Origin of the sequence: Chromatium okenii, from assembly GCF_002958735.1 — a bacterium.
Classification (GTDB): Bacteria; Pseudomonadota; Gammaproteobacteria; order Chromatiales; family Chromatiaceae; genus Chromatium; species Chromatium okenii_A.
On sequence record NZ_PPGH01000037.1, the window covers coordinates 126,576 to 144,096 of the forward strand.

Sequence of the window (17,521 nt, forward strand, 5' to 3'; positions counted from 1 at the left end):
AAGAGAAAAACTTCAAAAATTGGTTACAATAAATAACTCTGCACCAATAACATCCCTATCATCGGTGCAATGATTTAATTGGCAGCGTTAAACCACCGGCACCACCGACCGACAATAACGCGGACGATGCGCCAAAATCGCCAGCAAATCCGCGATTCTTTCCCGCAAATCGCGCCGGTCTAAAATCATATCCAATGCGCCCTTATCCATTAAAAACTCACTGCGTTGGAATCCTTCCGGCAATTTCTCGCGCACCGTTTGTTCAATCACTCGCGGTCCCGCAAAGCCAATTAACGCGCCCGGTTCGGCGATATTCAAATCACCCAGCATCGCTAAACTCGCCGACACGCCGCCCATCGTCGGATCAGTCATTACCGAGACAAACGGCAGCGCCGCTTCGCGCATTCGCGCCAACGCCGCGCTGGTTTTCGCCATCTGCATTAACGAAAACAAACTTTCTTGCATTCGCGCTCCACCGCTGGCAGAAAAACACACATAAGGCGCATTCATTTCCAATGCCGCATCGACGCCACGCACAAATCGCTCGCCAACTACCGAACCCATTGATCCGCCCATAAAACTGAATTCAAATGCCGCCACCACCAGCGGCGCATCTTTTAAGCGCCCGCGCATTACCACCAGCGCATCTTTTTCACCCGATTGCTTTTGCGCCAGCACCAGCCGTTCTTTGTACTTTTTCAAATCCTTGAATTTCAACGGATCAAGCGATTCCAATTCCGCGCCAATTTCCTCACGGTGCTCAGGATCAAGAAAAGTATCTAAGCGCCGCCGCGCCGTGATGCGATTGTGGTGATTGCACTTCGGGCACACTTCTAAATTGCGCTCCAATTCAGCGCGATACAAAATCGCATTGCAGCCGGGGCATTTCGCCCACACGCCTTCGGGCACGGCGCGTTTCGTGCTGGCTTCAATGCGGATACGGCGCGGCACTAATTTTTCAAACCAGCTTTTGCTTTTATCCATCGCCTGTTTTAAGGCGGCTTCCGGTTCAGTGATGATCGCCATCGCCATTACTCCGCAGCGCGTGAAGTGACAGAACAATCAACAGCATCAATCGCTTGCCGCAGTTCTGCTAAAAAATTCCCGATGGTGTCAGGAATGCGTTCGGGCGTCGCCGCCAGCGTTTCGATTTGGCTGACAATCGCGCTGCCGACAATCACCGCATCGGCGACCTGCGCCACCTTCGCCGCAGTTTCCGCGTCCTTGATCCCAAAACCGACGCCAACTGGCAACGGAATCAACGACTTAATCGCGCCCACTTGCGCTGCGACCGCTGCCGTATCGAGATGACCTGCGCCGGTAACGCCCTTCACCGAGACGTAATACACAAAGCCGCTGGCAACATCGCCAATCCGTTTGATCCGCGCTGCGGTGGAGGTCGGCGCGAGCAAATAAACCAAATCCAGCCCCTGCGCCTTCATCAACGCAATCAGGTCGTGGCCTTCTTCTGGTGGTAAATCAACGATTAACGCGCCATCGACACCAGCGGCAGCGGCCTGCTGCGCAAACTGCGCATAACCCATGACTTCAATCGGATTGAGATAACCCATCAACACGACCGGCGTCGTGGCATCCGACTCGCGGAATTGCCGCACCATTTCCAGCACGGCAGTCAGCGACACGCCCTGCGCCAGCGCCCGCTCGGTCGCTCGCTGAATCACCGGCCCGTCCGCCATCGGATCGGAAAACGGCACGCCCAGCTCAATCACATCTGCGCCCGCGCTGACCATCGCTTGCATCAGCGGCACGGTGATTTGCGGCGTGGGATCGCCAGCGGTGATAAATGGAATCAGCGCAGTGCGCTTGGAATCCTGAAGTTGTTGAAAACGTTGTGCAATTCTGCTCATAAAATTAACCCGTCCAGCGATGCGACCGTGTGCATATCTTTGTCTCCGCGCCCGGACAGATTGACCAAAATGGTTTGATCGGGGCGCAACGTCTGCGCCAGCTTGTGCGCATACGCCAGCGCGTGGCTGGATTCGAGCGCCGGAATGATGCCCTCGGTGCGCGTCAAATGATGAAACGCCGCGAGCGCCTCGGCATCGGTGATCGCGTCATAACTGGCGCGACCGCTGTCTTTCAGCCACGCATGTTCGGGGCCGACGCCGGGATAATCCAAACCGGCAGAAATTGAATGGGTTTCAATGATTTGCCCGTTGGCATCTTCCATCAAATAGGTGCGATTGCCGTGCAACACGCCGGGACGACCGGCCGTCAACGGCGCTGCGTGATGACCAGTTTCGATGCCATCGCCCGCTGCTTCGACGCCATAAATCGCCACCTCGCGGTCGTTGAGGAACGGATAAAACAAGCCAATCGCGTTGGAACCGCCGCCGACGCAGGCAACCAGCGCATCCGGCAGGCGTCCGGTGCGCTCCAACATCTGCGCTCGCGCCTCGCGCCCAATCACCGCTTGAAAATCGCGCACCAGCATCGGATACGGATGCGGGCCGGCGACCGTGCCGATGATGTAAAAGGTGTTGTCGATATTCGTCACCCAGTCGCGCATCGCCTCGTTGAGCGCATCTTTCAACGTGCGCGAACCGGATTTGACCGGCACGACGGTCGCGCCCAGCAGCCGCATCCGGTAAACGTTGGCTTCCTGCCGCGCCACGTCCACTTCACCCATATAAACAACGCATTCCAAACCGAGCCGCGCCGCAACTGTCGCGCTGGCAACGCCGTGTTGACCTGCGCCGGTCTCGGCGATGATGCGGGTTTTGCCCATCCGCTTGGCGAGCAACGCCTGCCCCACGGTGTTATTGACCTTGTGCGCACCGGTGTGATTGAGGTCTTCGCGCTTGAGATAAATCTGCGCTCCGCCCAGCTCACGGCTCCACCGTTCGGCGTGATACAGCGGCGACGGACGCCCGACGTAATCGCGCAAATCGGCGTCCAATTCGGCTTGAAAATTGGGATCGGCGCAGCAGGCGGCATACGCCAGCCGCAGTTCTTCGAGCGGGTGCATCAGGGTTTCAGGCACAAACATCCCGCCATAAACCCCGAAATGCCCGTGTTCATCAGGCAGTGTAATTGGAAAAATCCCCAGTTTGGGAATTGAGTGGATTGTTATCGGCGGGTATCGCCATCTTTAACTCCTTGCATAAAAGCGAAAATTTTTGCGTGATCTTTAACGCCCGCGCCAGCTCAACGCCGCCACTGACATCGACGCCGTAAGGTCGCACCTGTTGAATTGCTGCCGCGATGTTGCCCGGATCAAGCCCGCCCGCCAGCACGATCTGCGCAGCGATTTCTGGCGGAATCCGTGCCCAATCAAACTGTTGCCCGGTGCCACCGGCGCGAGTCGGATCAAACGCATCCAGTAACACGCCCGCCGCGCCAGCAGTCATAAACCGCTCCATTTCGGCGCGAAGATCAATGTCTGGGCGCATCCGCAGCGCCTTGATCCAACGCCGTCCGAAGCTGGCGCAGAACTCCGGCGGCTCATCGCCATGAAATTGCAGCAAATCCAGCGACACCTGCGCCAGCGTGGCGTGAATCGTCGCTGGCGCAGCATCGACAAATAACCCAACTGCGCTGACAAACGGCGGCAAGTTTGCGCACAACTGCTGCGCCAGCTCCGGCGTCACGCTCGCGGACTGGGCGGATAAAACACGAAACCGAGGGCATCCGCGCCCGCTGCCACTGCGGCAGCAACGGCGGATTCATCGGTCAAACCACAGATTTTGACGCGGGTACGAGACATGGCTTTTGAGTTTTCAGTTGTCAGGCGGAGCGGTGTAAGCATTTGCCAATTGTTTGGTCAATTCAAATTGCGCCGGATAATCAGCGCGGACGAAATACAACCCCTGCGGCGGCGCGGTAACGCCACCTTGTTTGCGGTCGCGCAGCGCCAGCAATTGCGTCGTCCATTCCACCGGCGCATGACCGCGCCCAATCGCAATTAACACGCCAGCGATATTGCGCACCATGTGATGCAGAAATCCATTTGCGCCGATGTGCAGCGTCAGCATTCGGTCTTGTTCCGTGAGCTTGAGATAATGGACGCGGCGAATTGGACTTTTCGCTTGGCAGGAGATAGCGCGGAAACTCGAAAAATCGTGCTCACCGACCAGCGCCGCTGCCGCTTCACGCATTCGCGCCACATCAATCGCGCCATAAATCCACACGGCGCGATCCCGTTGCAGCGCCGAGCGCATCTCCGTCAGTTGAATGTGATAGCGATAATGGCGGGCAATCGCGCTGAATCGCGCATGAAAACTGGCATCAATCGGCTGTACCCAGCGCACCGCGACATCTGGCGGCAAATTGACATTGGTTCCCAGCAACCACGCCCGCTCGGTGCGCAGCGCAGTGGTATCGAAATGCACCACCTGCTCCAGCGCGTGAACGCCAGCATCGGTGCGACCGGCCGCGTGCAGCGTCACCGGATGATTGGCGACCCGCGCCAGCGCCGTTTCCAAACTGGTTTGCACCGTGCGCACGCCCGGCTGCTGGGTTTGCCAGCCGTGAAAGGCGGTGCCGTCATATTCCACGCCGAGCGCAATACGATTAGAAATCACCACGGGACAATCTCGATTCAACTGATTTGTGCCAACATCGAACGCGCTGCGGTTTGATGCTCTTCACGACCTTCAGCGATGACTTCTTTAAGAATTTCGCGGGCTGCTTCAGGATCATCCATATCTAAATACGCTCGCGCCAAATCCAGTTTAGTCGCCGTTTCATCCCAAACTCCGCTGTTCATTTGCCAACTCGTATCGGAGAGCGATTCCAGTGGCGGTGCGCTCGGCGTCTCGTTTTGCGCGGCAGCAATGAGCGAATCCAAATCGTCAAGCTGCTCCAGACGTGGATCGTCCAGCATCAACACCAACTCAGAATCTGCGTTATCCGTGACTTTGCGCAACGTTGGCGGTGGTTTTGGTGGTGCTGGCGCTGGCTCAAAATTCAAATCTAAATCGAATATATCGGGCAAAACCAGCGGTTCTATTGGCGCTGGTGGCGGCGGCACAGGTTTAACTGGCGGCGGTTGCACCATTGGATCAGGCATGAGCGGATCGGCGCTGCTCAACAATTTGTCGAGTTCGTCATCATCAAACGATAACGACAATGCAGCATCCGGTGGCGTGGTGACTGGTGGCGGTGCGTTACCGCGTATCACGGCGCGTTGGATGTCCGTCATCACGGGCGGGGCATCATTCGTTCCCGTATCTTTTACGGCAAATCGAGAAGGCATGTCTTGCAACGGCGTGGGTTCCGAATCCGGCAGCGCGTCCATGTCAAAACCGAGATCAGCCGTCTCATCATCAGGGGCAAATGTTGGTGCTGGCGCTGGCGCGGATGCCGCAGGTAATGGCGGTAAATCATTGAGGTTAATCAAGAATGAATCTGGGAAAGTGTCTTCATTGGTCGCAGTAGACTGCTCTGGATGTAGAAGCGGCGCAGCTAAATCCTGTAACCGTTGCCATTGCTGCGCTTGGCTTCGATCACCGCCCAAAGCCTCAATCGACGCCATGACACTGTTCAAACCCTGAATGTTTTTCGTGCCGATGCAGGCTTCCGCCAATTTGAATTTAATATCCAAACGATTGGGAAACCGCTGCATTTCCTTTAATAACAATGCCTGCGCTTCATCATGCCGACCGTAAACCATGTAGACATCGGCCTCCGAAAGTGGATCAACCGTGTCGGTCTCCACGTCAAAATCACTCAATGACGAAATCAACGACATTGGCGTTTCTGGCTCTTCGTCGTCGTCCACAGAATGTTGACTAGCGCCCATGACTGCCGCAGCGGAGGTCGCCGCCACTGAATGACTGGTTGATGGCAGCACTGCGGTATTGGGTTCCAGCGACGAATTTAAAAACGCAGTCGGTTCACCTTCAAAATCTTCGTTTTCGGTGTCGAGCAGATCGAGTGACACTTCTTTTTCAGATAATTCTGCGGTTCGCCGACGGGAAATGACCCAAGCAAAACCTAAAATTCCTAGCGCCGATAAACCCGCCAATCCCGCTAATGGCAACATCAGCGATGACCAAAGTGACGATTCTTCTGGTTGATCTGCGTTCTCCGTTGCAGTCACAGGCGGCGCAGTGGCGGGATTTTTGGGCGGTGAAATGGGCGCTGCGACATCCGGCACTGGTGGCAAAGGCAACGGCGCAACATTTGATATGGGCGCTGGCGCCGCGGTTTCTGTGATCGGTGGTGCTGGCGTTTCCGCGGCGACCGGCGCAACGGCGGGTGGATTGGGATTGACTACTTCAGCAACGCTGGGCGTTTCCGGCAGTGCTGGTTCTTCAGTGGCGACCGCCGCAGTCGTTGGTTCGACTGCGACTGGTGAAGTTGTTGCCAATACGCCCGGCGTGTTCTGCGTTGATGCAGTATTTGGTGTCGCAGTGAGATCGTTTTGCTCCAATAACTGCTGAATGGTTGCTAACTGCGTTTCTAATTCTCGAATGCGTCCGCGCAATTCCAGCGCTTCTTGTCGCGTACTTTCAGTGGTTTCCAGTGCAATCAACACATCCTGTTCCAAACGACGCGGATTTCCAGTGGTAGTGCCAGCTGCTGGCGCAGCAGCTGCCGGTGATGCAGCTGGCGTTCTCGCGCCAATAATCCGCAATTGCGCCATATCCGGCACGGCAGTAAGCGGGGCACGACTGACTGCGCCGCCGCGTCGCGCAGCAGTAAATTCGCGGTCGGCAGTTTGCGGATCGAGCGCGAGCAGTTCGGCTTGGGTCGGAATCATCAGCATTTTGCCGCTGACGAGACGATTGATGTTGCCGCGAGTGAAGGCGTCTTGATTGTTGCGATACAGCGCCAGCGCCGTTTGTGCGGCAGTCGCACCTGCTGGCGCATTGGCTCGCGCCACTTGCCACAAACCTGTGCCGCGCTCAATCGGTCCGATCATCAGCGGAAATCCGCTGGCATCGCTGGGTAATGCGGCATTGGAATTGGTGGCAGCCGAAGTGGTGGGCAATCTCACTGGCGGCGCAGTCTGTTTGAGGCGTTCCGGTGGTTCTAATAACACCGTGAATTCTTTGACCAATTGCCCTTTTGACCAGTACACCTCCAGCAACATGTCCAGATACGGCTCGCGGATTGGCTCGCGGCTGGTGACTTGAATCACCGGAGCGCCAGATGCTGGAAAGTCGAGCGTAAACTTGAGTTTAGTTAAATCGTAATAACGTTCGATGCCTGCGTTATCGAAGGCATCTTGTGAGGCGAGTGTCACTTGAATCGCATCACGTTCTTCTGGCGTCACATCGTAGAGTTCAATCTCGCCCTTAAACGGCTGATTGAGACCGGAATAGGCACGAATCTCGCCGAGACCGAGGGCGACGACATCGTTGCCTGCGAACAGCAAAGTTGCCGCTGCCGCGAGAATGAGTTTACGAGACATCTTCAGCCCTCGGATGGTGGTTTTTTGAGTTGTCAGTGGTTATTAACAACGGGTTTGATCCTGTGCACTGACCACCGACAACTTTTTCCTCAACGATTCAACACAATCATCAGCATCCGCCGCAACGGTTCGGCAGCGCCCCACAGCAATTGATCGCCGACGGTGAATGCGGACAAATACTGCTCGCCCATATTGAGCTTGCGCAGCCGTCCGATGGGAATGGTCAACGATCCGCTCACTGCCGCTGGCGACAAGTCGCGCACCGTTTGCGCCCGTTCGTTCGGAATCACCCGCACCCAATCATTCGCCGCCGCAATCAGGTTCTCAATTTCCGGCATGGGCACGTTGCGCGTGAGCTTGATCGTCAAGCCCTGACTGTGGCAACGCATCGCGCCAACCCGCACGCACAAGCCATCAATCGGCACTGGCGTCGCGTCCAAACCGAGAATCTTGTTGGTTTCCGCCTGCCCTTTCCATTCCTCGCGGCTTTGCCCGTTGTCGAGCTGGGTATCAATCCAAGGAATCAGGCTGCCCGCCAGCGGAGCGCCAAAATTGGCGGTGGGGAATTCGGCGCTGCGCAGCGTCGCAGTGACGCCGCGATCAATGTCGAGAATCGCCGAGGCGGGATCAGCCAGCAGCGGTTGCACGGCGGCGTTGAGTGCGCCCATCTGCGCCAGCAATTCGCGCATATTTTTTGCACCCGCGCCGGATGCCGCTTGATAGGTCATCGCGCTGACCCATTCCACCAGCCCCGCCTGAAACAGCCCACCGAGCGCCATCAACATCAGACTGACGGTGCAATTGCCGCCGATGAAATCGCGCTTGCCGGCTGCGAGCGCCGCGTCGATGACGTGACGATTGACCGGATCAAGAATGATGGTCGCGTCCGGCTGCATCCGCAGCGACGAGGCGGCATCAATCCAATAGCCATCCCAGCCGCTGGCGCGGAGTTGCGGATGCAGCGCCTTGGTGTAATCGCCGCCCTGACAGGTGACGATGACATCCATCTCGCGCAGCGCCGCTAGATCATCGGCAGCCAGCAGCGGCTGCGTCCCGTGCCCGACATCGGGGCCGAGTTGCCCCGCCTGCGAGGTGGTGAAAAACACCGGCGCGGCGATGTGCGCCCAATCATTTTCGGCCGTCATCCGCTCCATCAACACCGAGCCGACCATGCCGCGCCAACCGATAAAACCAACTTTTTTCATCAACGCGCCTCCGCCAGCGCCGCGACCACTGCGTCACCCATTTCCACCGTGCCAACCTGCCGCATTCCTGCCGACATGATGTCTGCCGTGCGCAAGCCTTGATCCAATACCGCCGACACTGCCGTTTCAATTCGCGCTGCTGCATCCGGTGCGCCGAGCGAATAGCGCAACATCATTGCCACCGACAAAATCGTTGCTAATGGATTCGCAATTCCACGTCCGGCAATGTCTGGTGCCGAGCCGTGAATGGGTTCATACATACCTTGCCCACTCGCGCCGAGCGATGCGGAGGGCAGCATTCCAATTGAACCGGTCAACATTGACGCGCAATCAGAAAGAATATCGCCAAAGATATTGCCCGTGACCATCACATCGAATTGCTTGGGCGCACGCACCAATTGCATCGCCGCATTATCAACGTACATGTGCGTCAATGTAATTTCAGGATAATTGGCAGCGGTTTTAATTGCCACCTCGCGCCACATTTCTGTACATTCCAACACGTTGGCTTTATCCACTGAACACACTTGTTTATTGCGTTTCATCGCAATCTCAAATGCCACGCGGCAAATGCGCTCAACCTCAGATTCAGTGTAAACCATCGTATTGATGCCGCGCCGTTCACCCGACGGCAGCGTTTCAATGCCACGCGGTTGCCCGAAATAAATATCGCCGGTCAACTCACGCACAATCATTAAATCCAAACCGGCGACGATCTCCGGTTTTAAGGTGGACGCATCCGCCAATTGTGGATACAGAATTGCGGGGCGCAAATTAGCAAACAATTCCAAGCCAGCCCGCAATCCCAATAAGCCTTTTTCGGGACGCTTGGCAATTGGCAGCGGCTCCCATTTTGGCCCACCCACTGCGCCGAGTAATACGGCATCGGCTGCCTTTGCCGCAGTCAAAGTTGATTCTGGCAAGGGATCGCCGAATTCATCATAAGCTGCACCACCAACCAGCGCATGGTGCAATTGGACATCAATTGCACCTTCCGCTTGCAGCGCGTCAATGACTTTAATGGCTTCTGCCACAATTTCTGGGCCGATTCCGTCACCCGCAACCACTAAAATGTTCTTGCTCAAAGTACTGCCTCAATTAAATAGTTCTGTCTGAAATTCTTGCTGCACGGTTTCATCACCCACACTCAAACAAACACCCACGGCGCTTCGACTTTGCGCCGCGCTTCGTATTCCCGAATGGCATCTGCTTGTTGCAGGGTTAAACCAATATCATCTAAACCTTCAATTAACCGCTGTTTGCTGCCGACATCCACAGTAAATGGAATTTGATTGCCGTCATCCAGCGTCAATAACTGCGCTGGCAAATCTACCGAAATGCGCAGCGGCGCGACACCGCTGGCTTTTTCAAACAGGACGCCAATTAAAGCGCCCTCTAATTGAATCGGCAGAATGCCATTTTTGAAGCAGTTATTAAAAAAGATGTCGGCAAAACTCGGCGCAAGAATGACGCGAAAACCGAAATCAGCCAGTGCCCAAGGCGCATGTTCCCGCGAGGAACCGCAGCCAAAATTCTCTCGCGCTAATAGAATTTGCGCAGCAGAAAAACGCGGATCATTTAATATGAACTCGCTATTCAACGGGCGCTGGCTGCAATCCATATCTGGCTCGCCGTGATCTAAATAACGCCATTCGTCAAATAGATACGGGCCAAAACCGCTGCGTTTAATGCTTTTTAAGAATTGCTTGGGGATGATCGCGTCGGTGTCGATATTGGCGCGATCTAATGGTGCGACGATGCCGCTAAAGTTTTGAAATGGTTCCATTTATAGCGCCCTCACATCGACAAAATGCCCAGTCACCGCCGCCGCCACCGCCATCGCGGGGCTGACTAAATGCGTGCGCCCGCCCTGACCTTGCCGCCCCTCAAAATTGCGGTTCGAGGTCGAAGCGCAGCGTTCACCCGCCTCCAGCCGGTCGGCGTTCATCGCCAGACACATCGAGCAGCCCGGCTCGCGCCATTCAAAACCGGCGGCGGTGAAAATCTGATCCAAGCCCTCGGCTTCGGCCTGTGCTTTTACCAGCCCGGAGCCGGGCACGACCAGCGCCAACTTGATGTTTTTTCTGACTTTACGACCGGCGGCGACGGCAGCAGCAGCGCGTAAATCCTCAATCCGCGAGTTGGTGCAGGAGCCAATAAACACCTTGTCCACCGCAATCTCGGTGAGCGGCTGACCAGCAGTTAAACCCATATAATTCAGCGCATTGCGAATACCAGCAGCTTTCACTGGATCGGCTTCGGCGGCGGGATCGGGCACTTGTCCGTCAATCGGCAGCACCATTTCCGGCGAGGTGCCCCACGTCACCTGCGGCGCGATGCTGGCGGCGTCCAGATGCACGACGCGATCAAAGGTCGCGCCCGCATCGCTGACCAAGGTGCGCCAAGACGCAGCGGCCTGTTCAAACAGCTCGCCCGTCGGTGCCAACGGACGCCCGCGCATGTAGTCGATGGTTTTTTCGTCCACCGCGATCAAGCCAGCGCGAGCGCCCGCTTCAATCGTCATGTTGCACACCGTCATCCGCCCTTCTATCGACAGCGCCTGAATCGCAGTGCCGCCAAATTCAATGACATAGCCAGTGCCGCCAGCGGTGCCAATCGCGCCGATGATCGCCAGCACGATGTCTTTCGCAGTGACGCCTGCGCCGAGTTCACCGTCAACGCTGATGAGCATGGTTTTTGAGGGGCGCTGAATCAGGCACTGCGTCGCCAGCACGTGCTCGACTTCCGAGGTGCCGATGCCGAACGCGAGTGCGCCAAATGCGCCGTGCGTGGAGGTGTGCGAATCGCCGCAGACGATGGTGCTGCCGGGCAAGGTGAAGCCCTGTTCGGGGCCGATGACGTGAACGATGCCTTGGCGTACATCGCCCATTGCGAACTCGGTGATGCCAAAGCTGGCGCAGTTGGTGCCGAGCGCGGCGACTTGAATCCGCGCAACCGGATCGGCGATGCCGCTGGCGCGTTCGCTCTGCGCGGTGGGGACGTTGTGATCGGGAACGGCAAGATTGGCGCTGGTGCGCCACGGCTGGCGACCGGCGAGACGCAACCCTTCAAAGGCTTGCGGCGAGGTGACTTCGTGAATCAGTTGGCGATCAATGTAAAGCAGCGCCGTGCCGGTCTCATCAACCCGCACGACGTGCGCATCCCAAAGTTTGTCGTAGAGGGTTTTGCTACCCATACCACTATCCCAGTGAAAAAAACGATTCGTTAGGATAGTCGGCAGGCTGTATAAACTCAAATCACAGCGAACCAGTGCCGCTGCTTAATTCAACTGTGACGCATTGAATAAAACGAGAACCGGGCTTTTAAGCCACCGCCTCTATTGGTTCAAATCGCACCCGCGCTTCTGGCGCAAATCCCATTGCTTTTGCTAACCAAGGCGGCGCTTTATTCGCCAAAATTTGCTGCAATGCCCGCATCCGTTCCCGCGCACTGCCGCCTTGATCATCTTTAATGGGATGAATATCGCGTTTAATCACTTTTGCCGCAGCGGGTCCGCCAATAGACGCAACATATAACACTTGGCAATCTGCAATCAACTCAGCGCGATACGCATTTTTATCATCGCCAGCTTGACTATCATCAACCGTGCGCACAGCAATTAAACGATGTTCCGTTGCCGAGACTTGATAAATTAAAAATCGCCGCGCTGCGCCAAAGTGTCCATCAAGATTTTCACCGCTATCAGAAGCACAAGCCACCCGAATCGAATTGGGCATTTCATGCGCTGCCAATGGCTCCACTGCTGGCGCTGGGTCACTCGCAATTCCAGCACCACCTTGTAAAATCGTCACGGCTGCTTTTAATACACTTTGCTCTAAATCAGCGAATTCACCATCTGCCGCTTGTTTCAACTCTTTTACCCGCAACGTTGCCAATTTTTCAGCCGTTGGCGGCAAACCCACTGCATCTTTTAATACCCGAATTAACCGCGCTGGATCAGTATCCGGCAAAGTCCGCGCTGCCAAAGCAATTCGCAGCGCAATATCATCAGAAAGTACGCTATCAGACATGATTGAATTCCTCGCATTTCGATGATGTTAAAAGCGGGCAGTATTGGCGCTGCCCACCGTCTGCGCAATTCTCATGCTGGCACGATGCAGCCATCTTCCATACAGGCATCAGCGCACTGCGGCGAACCGGATTCGCCTTCACCTTCGCATTCACTGCAAGTATTGGCGTCGATTTTATACACGCCCTTAAATGGTTTAATTGATTGCGTGGGACAAACAGGTTCACAGTCACCGCAAGCAGTGCACAGTTCACGCATAATTTTCATGGCCATTTCAATTCTCCAAAATTCTATTCATCACCGCGCTTAAAGCGCAATGTCGTTGGAAATACCGGCGGTGGACTCATTGGGTCGATATACCAAGTTGAACCGTCAGTGAGCGTCACCATTCCGCCCCAAGTTTCAGCAGTATCCATTTCAACCGAGGCAATGGTTTCTTCCATATCTTTTTTAGCGACATAAAACAGCAAATCGCCATTATCATTCTTGCGCAGCATTACATTGGGCATGGCGTTCTCACTTAAAAAATCCCCGACTATTTGAAAAATCCCCCCTTTGAAAAAGAGGGGTTGGGGGATTTAGATTTACCGCACCAAATCGTAGTTAAAATCGGTGACGCCCATTTCACGGGTGTCATCATCGAGCCGCTCCAGTACTGAATTAACCAAGGTGGTTAAAATGTACATTGCGCCTTCATAACCTAGCGTGGTCATGCGATGCAAATGATGACGGTCGAAAATCGGGAAGCCAATCCGAATGAGCGGCACTTCAAATTCACGCCCTTTATGCAACGTATCGCGCTGAATGAACTTGCCGTAGCTATTGCCGATTAAAAAGTCCGGCTTATCGGTAAAGCACAGTGAACGCATGTGCCATAAATCAGCACCAGTATGTACTTGACCACCAGCGCCATAAGGCGACGTTGCCAGCAACTTCTCAACTTCTTTCTTCCACCGCTTATTCGCACTGCTGCACAAAATATGCGTCGGTTCTGCACCCAGTTCGAGTAAGAATTTCACCATGCCCAATACGTAATCTGCATCGCCGTATAGCGCAAACTTTTTACCATGCAGCCACGTATGGCTGTCGGTCATCATGTCCACTAAACGCCCGCGTTCTTTCGCCAGCGAATCAGGAATTGGTGTGCCGGTTAATGCCGAAACCTTCATTAAAAAATCATCGGTCCATTCCAAACCCATTGGAATGTTGATTACAGTCGCTGGCTGATTCCAAGTCGTCTCCACGAACTTCTTGGTTTTCACCAACTGCCAAGGTTGTAGTAATAGCGTATCAATCGCATTCGGTGCGTCGCGCATTTCATTCAAAGTCGTGCCGCCGTCATACATACGGAATTGACCGTCGGCCGGCGTATCCAATACTTCAGTTGGATCGCACAATAGGCTATAACCAACGCCCATTTCTTTCATCATGCGATGCAATACGCGGTAATTGCCGAGATAGGTTTCAAAGCCGGGGACAAGGTTAATTTTGCCATTGGAGCCAACAACTTTGCCTTCCATGCTATTCAGCGTGAGATGACGTTGAATACCCTCAAACATATTGTCCCAGCCAGTGGTGTGGCTGCCTACAAAGCTCGGCGTATGTGCAAACGGTACTGGAAAATCTTGCGGAATGTAGCCTTCTTTCCGCGAATTACCAATAAAAGCATTTAAGTCATCGCCAATGACTTCTGCCATGCAAGTCGTGCTCACTGCAATCATGTCCGGCTTATACAATGCAAGCGCATTTTCTAAACCATCAAACATATTCTTCTGACCACCGAATACTGCTGCATCTTCGGTCATTGAATCAGAAACGCACGCAATCGGCTCTTTGAAATGGCGATTGAAATACGAGCGGAAATAAGCAACGCAACCCTGCGAACCGTGCACATAAGGCAGGGTTTTTTCAAAGCCAAGTGCGCATAATACTGCGCCGAGTGGCTGACAGGCTTTCGCCGGATTAACAGTTAATGCCTCGCGCTTAAAATTCAGCTCTTGATATTCCTGCGTCGTTGTCCACTGGAACACTTCTTCAATCTTTTCGATTGAATGTGCTTCTTCAGCGGTCGCCCGCTTTTTTGCAAGGTTGTCAATATAATCCGCATCGCGGAACAGCGGATAGCAGGGTTTGATATTGTCGGCGATCTGGCTCATTACAATTTGCTCCTACCGCGCCGCAAATTGGCGGACTAACGGCTATTGATGATCGGGTGTATTTCAATTCCCTCAACCCCCTTTTTCAAAGGGGGCGAATAGGGAATTTAATGTTAGGCAGCCAGCGTTTGGCTCTCGCTATCGGCAGCTTTTAACCACGGCGCTTGCATACTTTTCCAGCACGGATTATTGATCGTCATATCCATATCGCGGGCGAAAATCGCAAAGCCGTCATAACCATGATATGGGCCGGAATAATCCCATGAGTGCATCTGCCGGAATGGAACGCCCATCTTTTGGAAGATGTACTTTTCTTTAATGCCGGAGCCGATCAAATCAGGTTTGATCTTCTTGACGAATTCCTCGAACTCATAGCCCGTGACATCATCGTAAAGCAGCGTTGCATTGCCCATTTCTTTCATGGTGCGGTCGTAATCGTCATTATGCGCAAACTCATAACCCGTGCCGACTACTTCCATGCCCAAATCTTCATACGCGCCAATCACGTGACGCGGACGCAATCCACCGACATAAAGCATCACGCGCTTGCCTTCTAAACGTGGGCGGTATTTCGCAATGATTGCGCTATATTCCGCCTCGTATTTGGCAATCACCTTCTCTGCATTCGCCTGAATCGTCTCATCAAAGAATGCAGCAATTTTGCGCAATGATTCGGCGATCTTGGTCGGGCCAAAGAAGTTGTATTCCATCCACGGAATCCCGTATTTCTCTTCCATGTGACGGCTGATGTAATTCATCGAGCGGTAGCAGTGAATCAGGTTCAATTTGACTTTCGGAGTCAATTCCATTTCAGCCAGCGTACCGTCACCCGACCACTGGGCAACCACACGCAAACCCATTTCTTCTAACAAAATGCGTGATGCCCACGCATCGCCACCGATGTTGTAATCACCAATCACTGCCACGTCATAAGGCGTGGTTGGAAAGGAATCATCGCCGTCACGATTGCCAATCACCCAATCACGAATTGCATCGTTGGCAATATGATGACCGAGCGATTGCGATACGCCCCGGAAGCCTTCGCAGCGCACTGGTACAACCGGTTTATCTAATTCCTTGCTCTTCTTTTTTGATACCGCTTCAATATCATCGCCAATCAATCCAATCGGGCATTCAGATTGAACGCTGAGACCTTTGGAAAGCGGGAAAAGTTGTTCAATCTCATCAATCAATTTGGCGAGTTTTTTATCGCCACCGAATACAATATCCTTCTCCTGAAAATCAGAAGTGAAATTCATCGTGCCGAAAGTATTGATACCGGTGTGACCAACGTAATAATTCCGCCGTCCAGCGCGGGAATACTGACCGCAACCGACTGGACCATGGGAAATGTGAACCATGTCTTTAATTGGTCCCCATACCACGCCTTTAGAACCGGCGTAGGCGCAACCGCGTACTGTCATTACACCGGGCAGATTTGCGGTTGGAGGTGATGCACTTCTTGGATTGTTCGACTTCTGGGTCATTGACGGCCAAATGTTTGGCGCGATCTTTACGCGCTTTATCTGGATACGCTTCAAGCACTTCCAAATCAGCGCCTGAGTCTCGTCGCGGGTCATTTCTGTCATCTTGTGCTCCTGCCGTGCCGCCAATCTGCGGACTTCCGGCTTAATCAGTGGACAGTTGTCAGTGGTCAGCAGGCAGTGACTTATTAATTGTCTACTGCCGACTTTTCCATTAAGCGACCGCTTCTTCGGCGGCAGTCTTACCGATGATGCTTTCGTCTTCACCATCCATCAAACCGAATTCCATCAGCAGGTCTTCCAATGCTTCCATCGTGATTGGCTTCGGAATGACGAACATCTTATTATCAATAATCTTCTGCGCCAGATCGCGGTATTCCTGCGCTTGCTTTGCGGTCGGATCATATTCAATGACCGTCATGCGGCGAATCTCAGCACGTTGCACGACATTGTCACGCGGGACGAAATGAATCATCTGCGTTCCCAATTGCCGAGCCAGCTCCATAATCAATTCATCTTCACGCGCAGTATTACGGCTGTTGCAGATCAAACCGGCTAAACGCACACTGCCGGAGCTGGCGTATTTCACAATACCCTTGGCGATGTTATTCGCTGCGTACATTGCCATCATTTCACCGGAGCAAACGATGTAAATCTTCTGCGCTTTATTCTCACGAATCGGCATGGCGAATCCGCCGCAAACTACGTCGCCCAATACGTCATAAATACGAAATCTAAATCATCGGTATACGCGCCTTCTTCTTCGAGGAAGTTAATTGCGGTAATCACGCCGCGACCTGCGCAGCCGACACCCGGCTCTGGACCGCCGGATTCCACGCACTTGATGTCGCGGTAGCCGACTTTGAGCACGTCTTCCAGTTCGAGGTCTTCGACGGAACCGGCTTCGGCAGCCATTTCCATGATCGAGTTCTGCGCTTTGCGTGTAAATCAAACGGTGGAGTCGGCTTTTGGATCGCAACCGACGATCATCACTTTTTTACCGATCTCGGCGAGACCAGCGACGAGGTTCTGAGTAGTGGTGGATTTACCATCCCACCTTTGCCGTAGATCGCGCATTGACGAATTGCCATGATTTCAGTCTCCTGTGACTCTGCTATTGCAAACGTTAAGTGAATCGATGCTCGACAACGATTGTGCAAACCATGTGCCAGATTAAAAATAATCGTCTAATCATTTGATTAAACAAGAATCTTCTTAAATGCCAAGCGGTATTTGCGCTGGTAGCATCTCTGACAAAGCGGTAG

14 protein-coding genes and 2 pseudogenes are annotated in these 17,521 nt (G+C 54.0%); all 16 read right to left on the minus strand.

The features are described from left to right. Positions 1 to 87: 87 nt before the first annotated feature. The 16 genes and pseudogenes from accD to nifH all read right to left on the minus strand — a co-directional run bounded on the left by accD (position 88) and on the right by nifH (position 17,347). Positions 88 to 984, minus strand: a complete 897-nt coding sequence (gene accD, locus CXB77_RS12460; RefSeq protein WP_105074754.1) for an acetyl-CoA carboxylase, carboxyltransferase subunit beta — start codon at positions 982 to 984, stop codon at positions 88 to 90. Between the two features lie 47 nt (positions 985 to 1,031). Further along, positions 1,032 to 1,868, minus strand: coding sequence for a tryptophan synthase subunit alpha (trpA, locus tag CXB77_RS12465; RefSeq protein WP_105074174.1), 837 nt, complete (start codon positions 1,866 to 1,868; stop codon positions 1,032 to 1,034). Next, the gene (trpB, locus tag CXB77_RS12470) at positions 1,865 to 3,094 is read right to left on the minus strand and encodes a tryptophan synthase subunit beta (RefSeq protein ID WP_197711094.1); all 1,230 of its coding nucleotides are present in this window, start codon (positions 3,092 to 3,094) and stop codon (positions 1,865 to 1,867) included. The genes trpA and trpB overlap by 4 nt, the downstream gene beginning before the upstream one ends. Further along, positions 3,091 to 3,727 (minus strand): annotated as a pseudogene (locus CXB77_RS12475) (phosphoribosylanthranilate isomerase). Before CXB77_RS12475 ends, trpB begins: the two are co-directional and overlap by 4 nt. 13 nt (positions 3,728 to 3,740) lie before the next feature. Further along, complete coding sequence (gene truA, locus CXB77_RS12480; RefSeq protein WP_105074755.1) at positions 3,741 to 4,544, minus strand: tRNA pseudouridine(38-40) synthase TruA; 804 nt, start codon at positions 4,542 to 4,544, stop codon at positions 3,741 to 3,743. 17 nt (positions 4,545 to 4,561) lie between these two features. Further along, positions 4,562 to 7,381 carry a FimV/HubP family polar landmark protein gene (locus CXB77_RS12485; RefSeq protein ID WP_105074176.1) on the minus strand — a complete coding sequence of 940 codons (2,820 nt, stop codon included), beginning with the start codon at positions 7,379 to 7,381 and terminating at the stop codon, positions 4,562 to 4,564. Between the two features lie 89 nt (positions 7,382 to 7,470). Next, the gene (asd, locus tag CXB77_RS12490) at positions 7,471 to 8,586 is read right to left on the minus strand and encodes an aspartate-semialdehyde dehydrogenase (protein ID WP_105074177.1); all 1,116 of its coding nucleotides are present in this window, start codon (positions 8,584 to 8,586) and stop codon (positions 7,471 to 7,473) included. Next, positions 8,586 to 9,671: a 3-isopropylmalate dehydrogenase gene (gene leuB / locus CXB77_RS12495; RefSeq protein ID WP_105074178.1), complete on the minus strand. Its 1,086-nt coding sequence runs from the start codon at positions 9,669 to 9,671 to the stop codon at positions 8,586 to 8,588. The genes asd and leuB overlap by 1 nt, the downstream gene beginning before the upstream one ends. A gap of 62 nt (positions 9,672 to 9,733) precedes the next feature. Beyond that, positions 9,734 to 10,372, minus strand: coding sequence for a 3-isopropylmalate dehydratase small subunit (gene leuD, locus CXB77_RS12500; RefSeq protein WP_105074179.1), 639 nt, complete (start codon positions 10,370 to 10,372; stop codon positions 9,734 to 9,736). Next, positions 10,373 to 11,782, minus strand: coding sequence for a 3-isopropylmalate dehydratase large subunit (leuC, locus tag CXB77_RS12505; protein WP_105074180.1), 1,410 nt, complete (start codon positions 11,780 to 11,782; stop codon positions 10,373 to 10,375). A gap of 127 nt (positions 11,783 to 11,909) precedes the next feature. After that, on the minus strand, positions 11,910 to 12,617 hold the full coding sequence (locus CXB77_RS12510) for a dinitrogenase iron-molybdenum cofactor biosynthesis protein (protein WP_105074181.1): 708 nt from the start codon (positions 12,615 to 12,617) through the stop codon (positions 11,910 to 11,912). A 71-nt stretch (positions 12,618 to 12,688) separates the two neighbouring features. Further along, the gene (locus CXB77_RS12515; protein WP_105074182.1) at positions 12,689 to 12,889 is read right to left on the minus strand and encodes a 4Fe-4S binding protein; all 201 of its coding nucleotides are present in this window, start codon (positions 12,887 to 12,889) and stop codon (positions 12,689 to 12,691) included. A 17-nt stretch (positions 12,890 to 12,906) separates the two neighbouring features. Next, on the minus strand, positions 12,907 to 13,125 hold the full coding sequence (gene nifT, locus CXB77_RS12520) for a putative nitrogen fixation protein NifT (RefSeq protein WP_105074183.1): 219 nt from the start codon (positions 13,123 to 13,125) through the stop codon (positions 12,907 to 12,909). Between the two features lie 75 nt (positions 13,126 to 13,200). After that, positions 13,201 to 14,772, minus strand: a complete 1,572-nt coding sequence (gene nifK / locus CXB77_RS12525; RefSeq protein WP_105074184.1) for a nitrogenase molybdenum-iron protein subunit beta — start codon at positions 14,770 to 14,772, stop codon at positions 13,201 to 13,203. Between the two features lie 113 nt (positions 14,773 to 14,885). Continuing rightward, on the minus strand, positions 14,886 to 16,361 hold the full coding sequence (nifD, locus tag CXB77_RS12530) for a nitrogenase molybdenum-iron protein alpha chain (RefSeq protein ID WP_277949401.1): 1,476 nt from the start codon (positions 16,359 to 16,361) through the stop codon (positions 14,886 to 14,888). Positions 16,362 to 16,470: 109 nt separating this feature from the next. Beyond that, a pseudogene (gene nifH / locus CXB77_RS12535) lies at positions 16,471 to 17,347 on the minus strand (nitrogenase iron protein). Positions 17,348 to 17,521 lie beyond the last annotated feature (174 nt).

Coding starts and splice junctions, on each gene's coding strand:
- trpA (WP_105074174.1), bottom strand. CDS start 1,868: ATGAGCAGAATTGCACAACGTTTTCAACAACTTCAGGATTCCAAGCGC.
- nifD (WP_277949401.1), bottom strand. CDS start 16,361: ATGACAGAAATGACCCGCGACGAGACTCAGGCGCTGATTTGGAAGTGC.
- nifT (WP_105074183.1), bottom strand. CDS start 13,125: ATGCCCAATGTAATGCTGCGCAAGAATGATAATGGCGATTTGCTGTTT.
- leuD (WP_105074179.1), bottom strand. CDS start 10,372: ATGGAACCATTTCAAAACTTTAGCGGCATCGTCGCACCATTAGATCGC.
- CXB77_RS12510 (WP_105074181.1), bottom strand. CDS start 12,617: ATGTCTGATAGCGTACTTTCTGATGATATTGCGCTGCGAATTGCTTTG.
- nifK (WP_105074184.1), bottom strand. CDS start 14,772: ATGAGCCAGATCGCCGACAATATCAAACCCTGCTATCCGCTGTTCCGC.
- accD (WP_105074754.1), bottom strand. CDS start 984: ATGGATAAAAGCAAAAGCTGGTTTGAAAAATTAGTGCCGCGCCGTATC.
- CXB77_RS12515 (WP_105074182.1), bottom strand. CDS start 12,889: ATGGCCATGAAAATTATGCGTGAACTGTGCACTGCTTGCGGTGACTGT.
- asd (WP_105074177.1), bottom strand. CDS start 8,586: ATGAAAAAAGTTGGTTTTATCGGTTGGCGCGGCATGGTCGGCTCGGTG.
- leuC (WP_105074180.1), bottom strand. CDS start 11,782: ATGGGTAGCAAAACCCTCTACGACAAACTTTGGGATGCGCACGTCGTG.
- CXB77_RS12485 (WP_105074176.1), bottom strand. CDS start 7,381: ATGTCTCGTAAACTCATTCTCGCGGCAGCGGCAACTTTGCTGTTCGCA.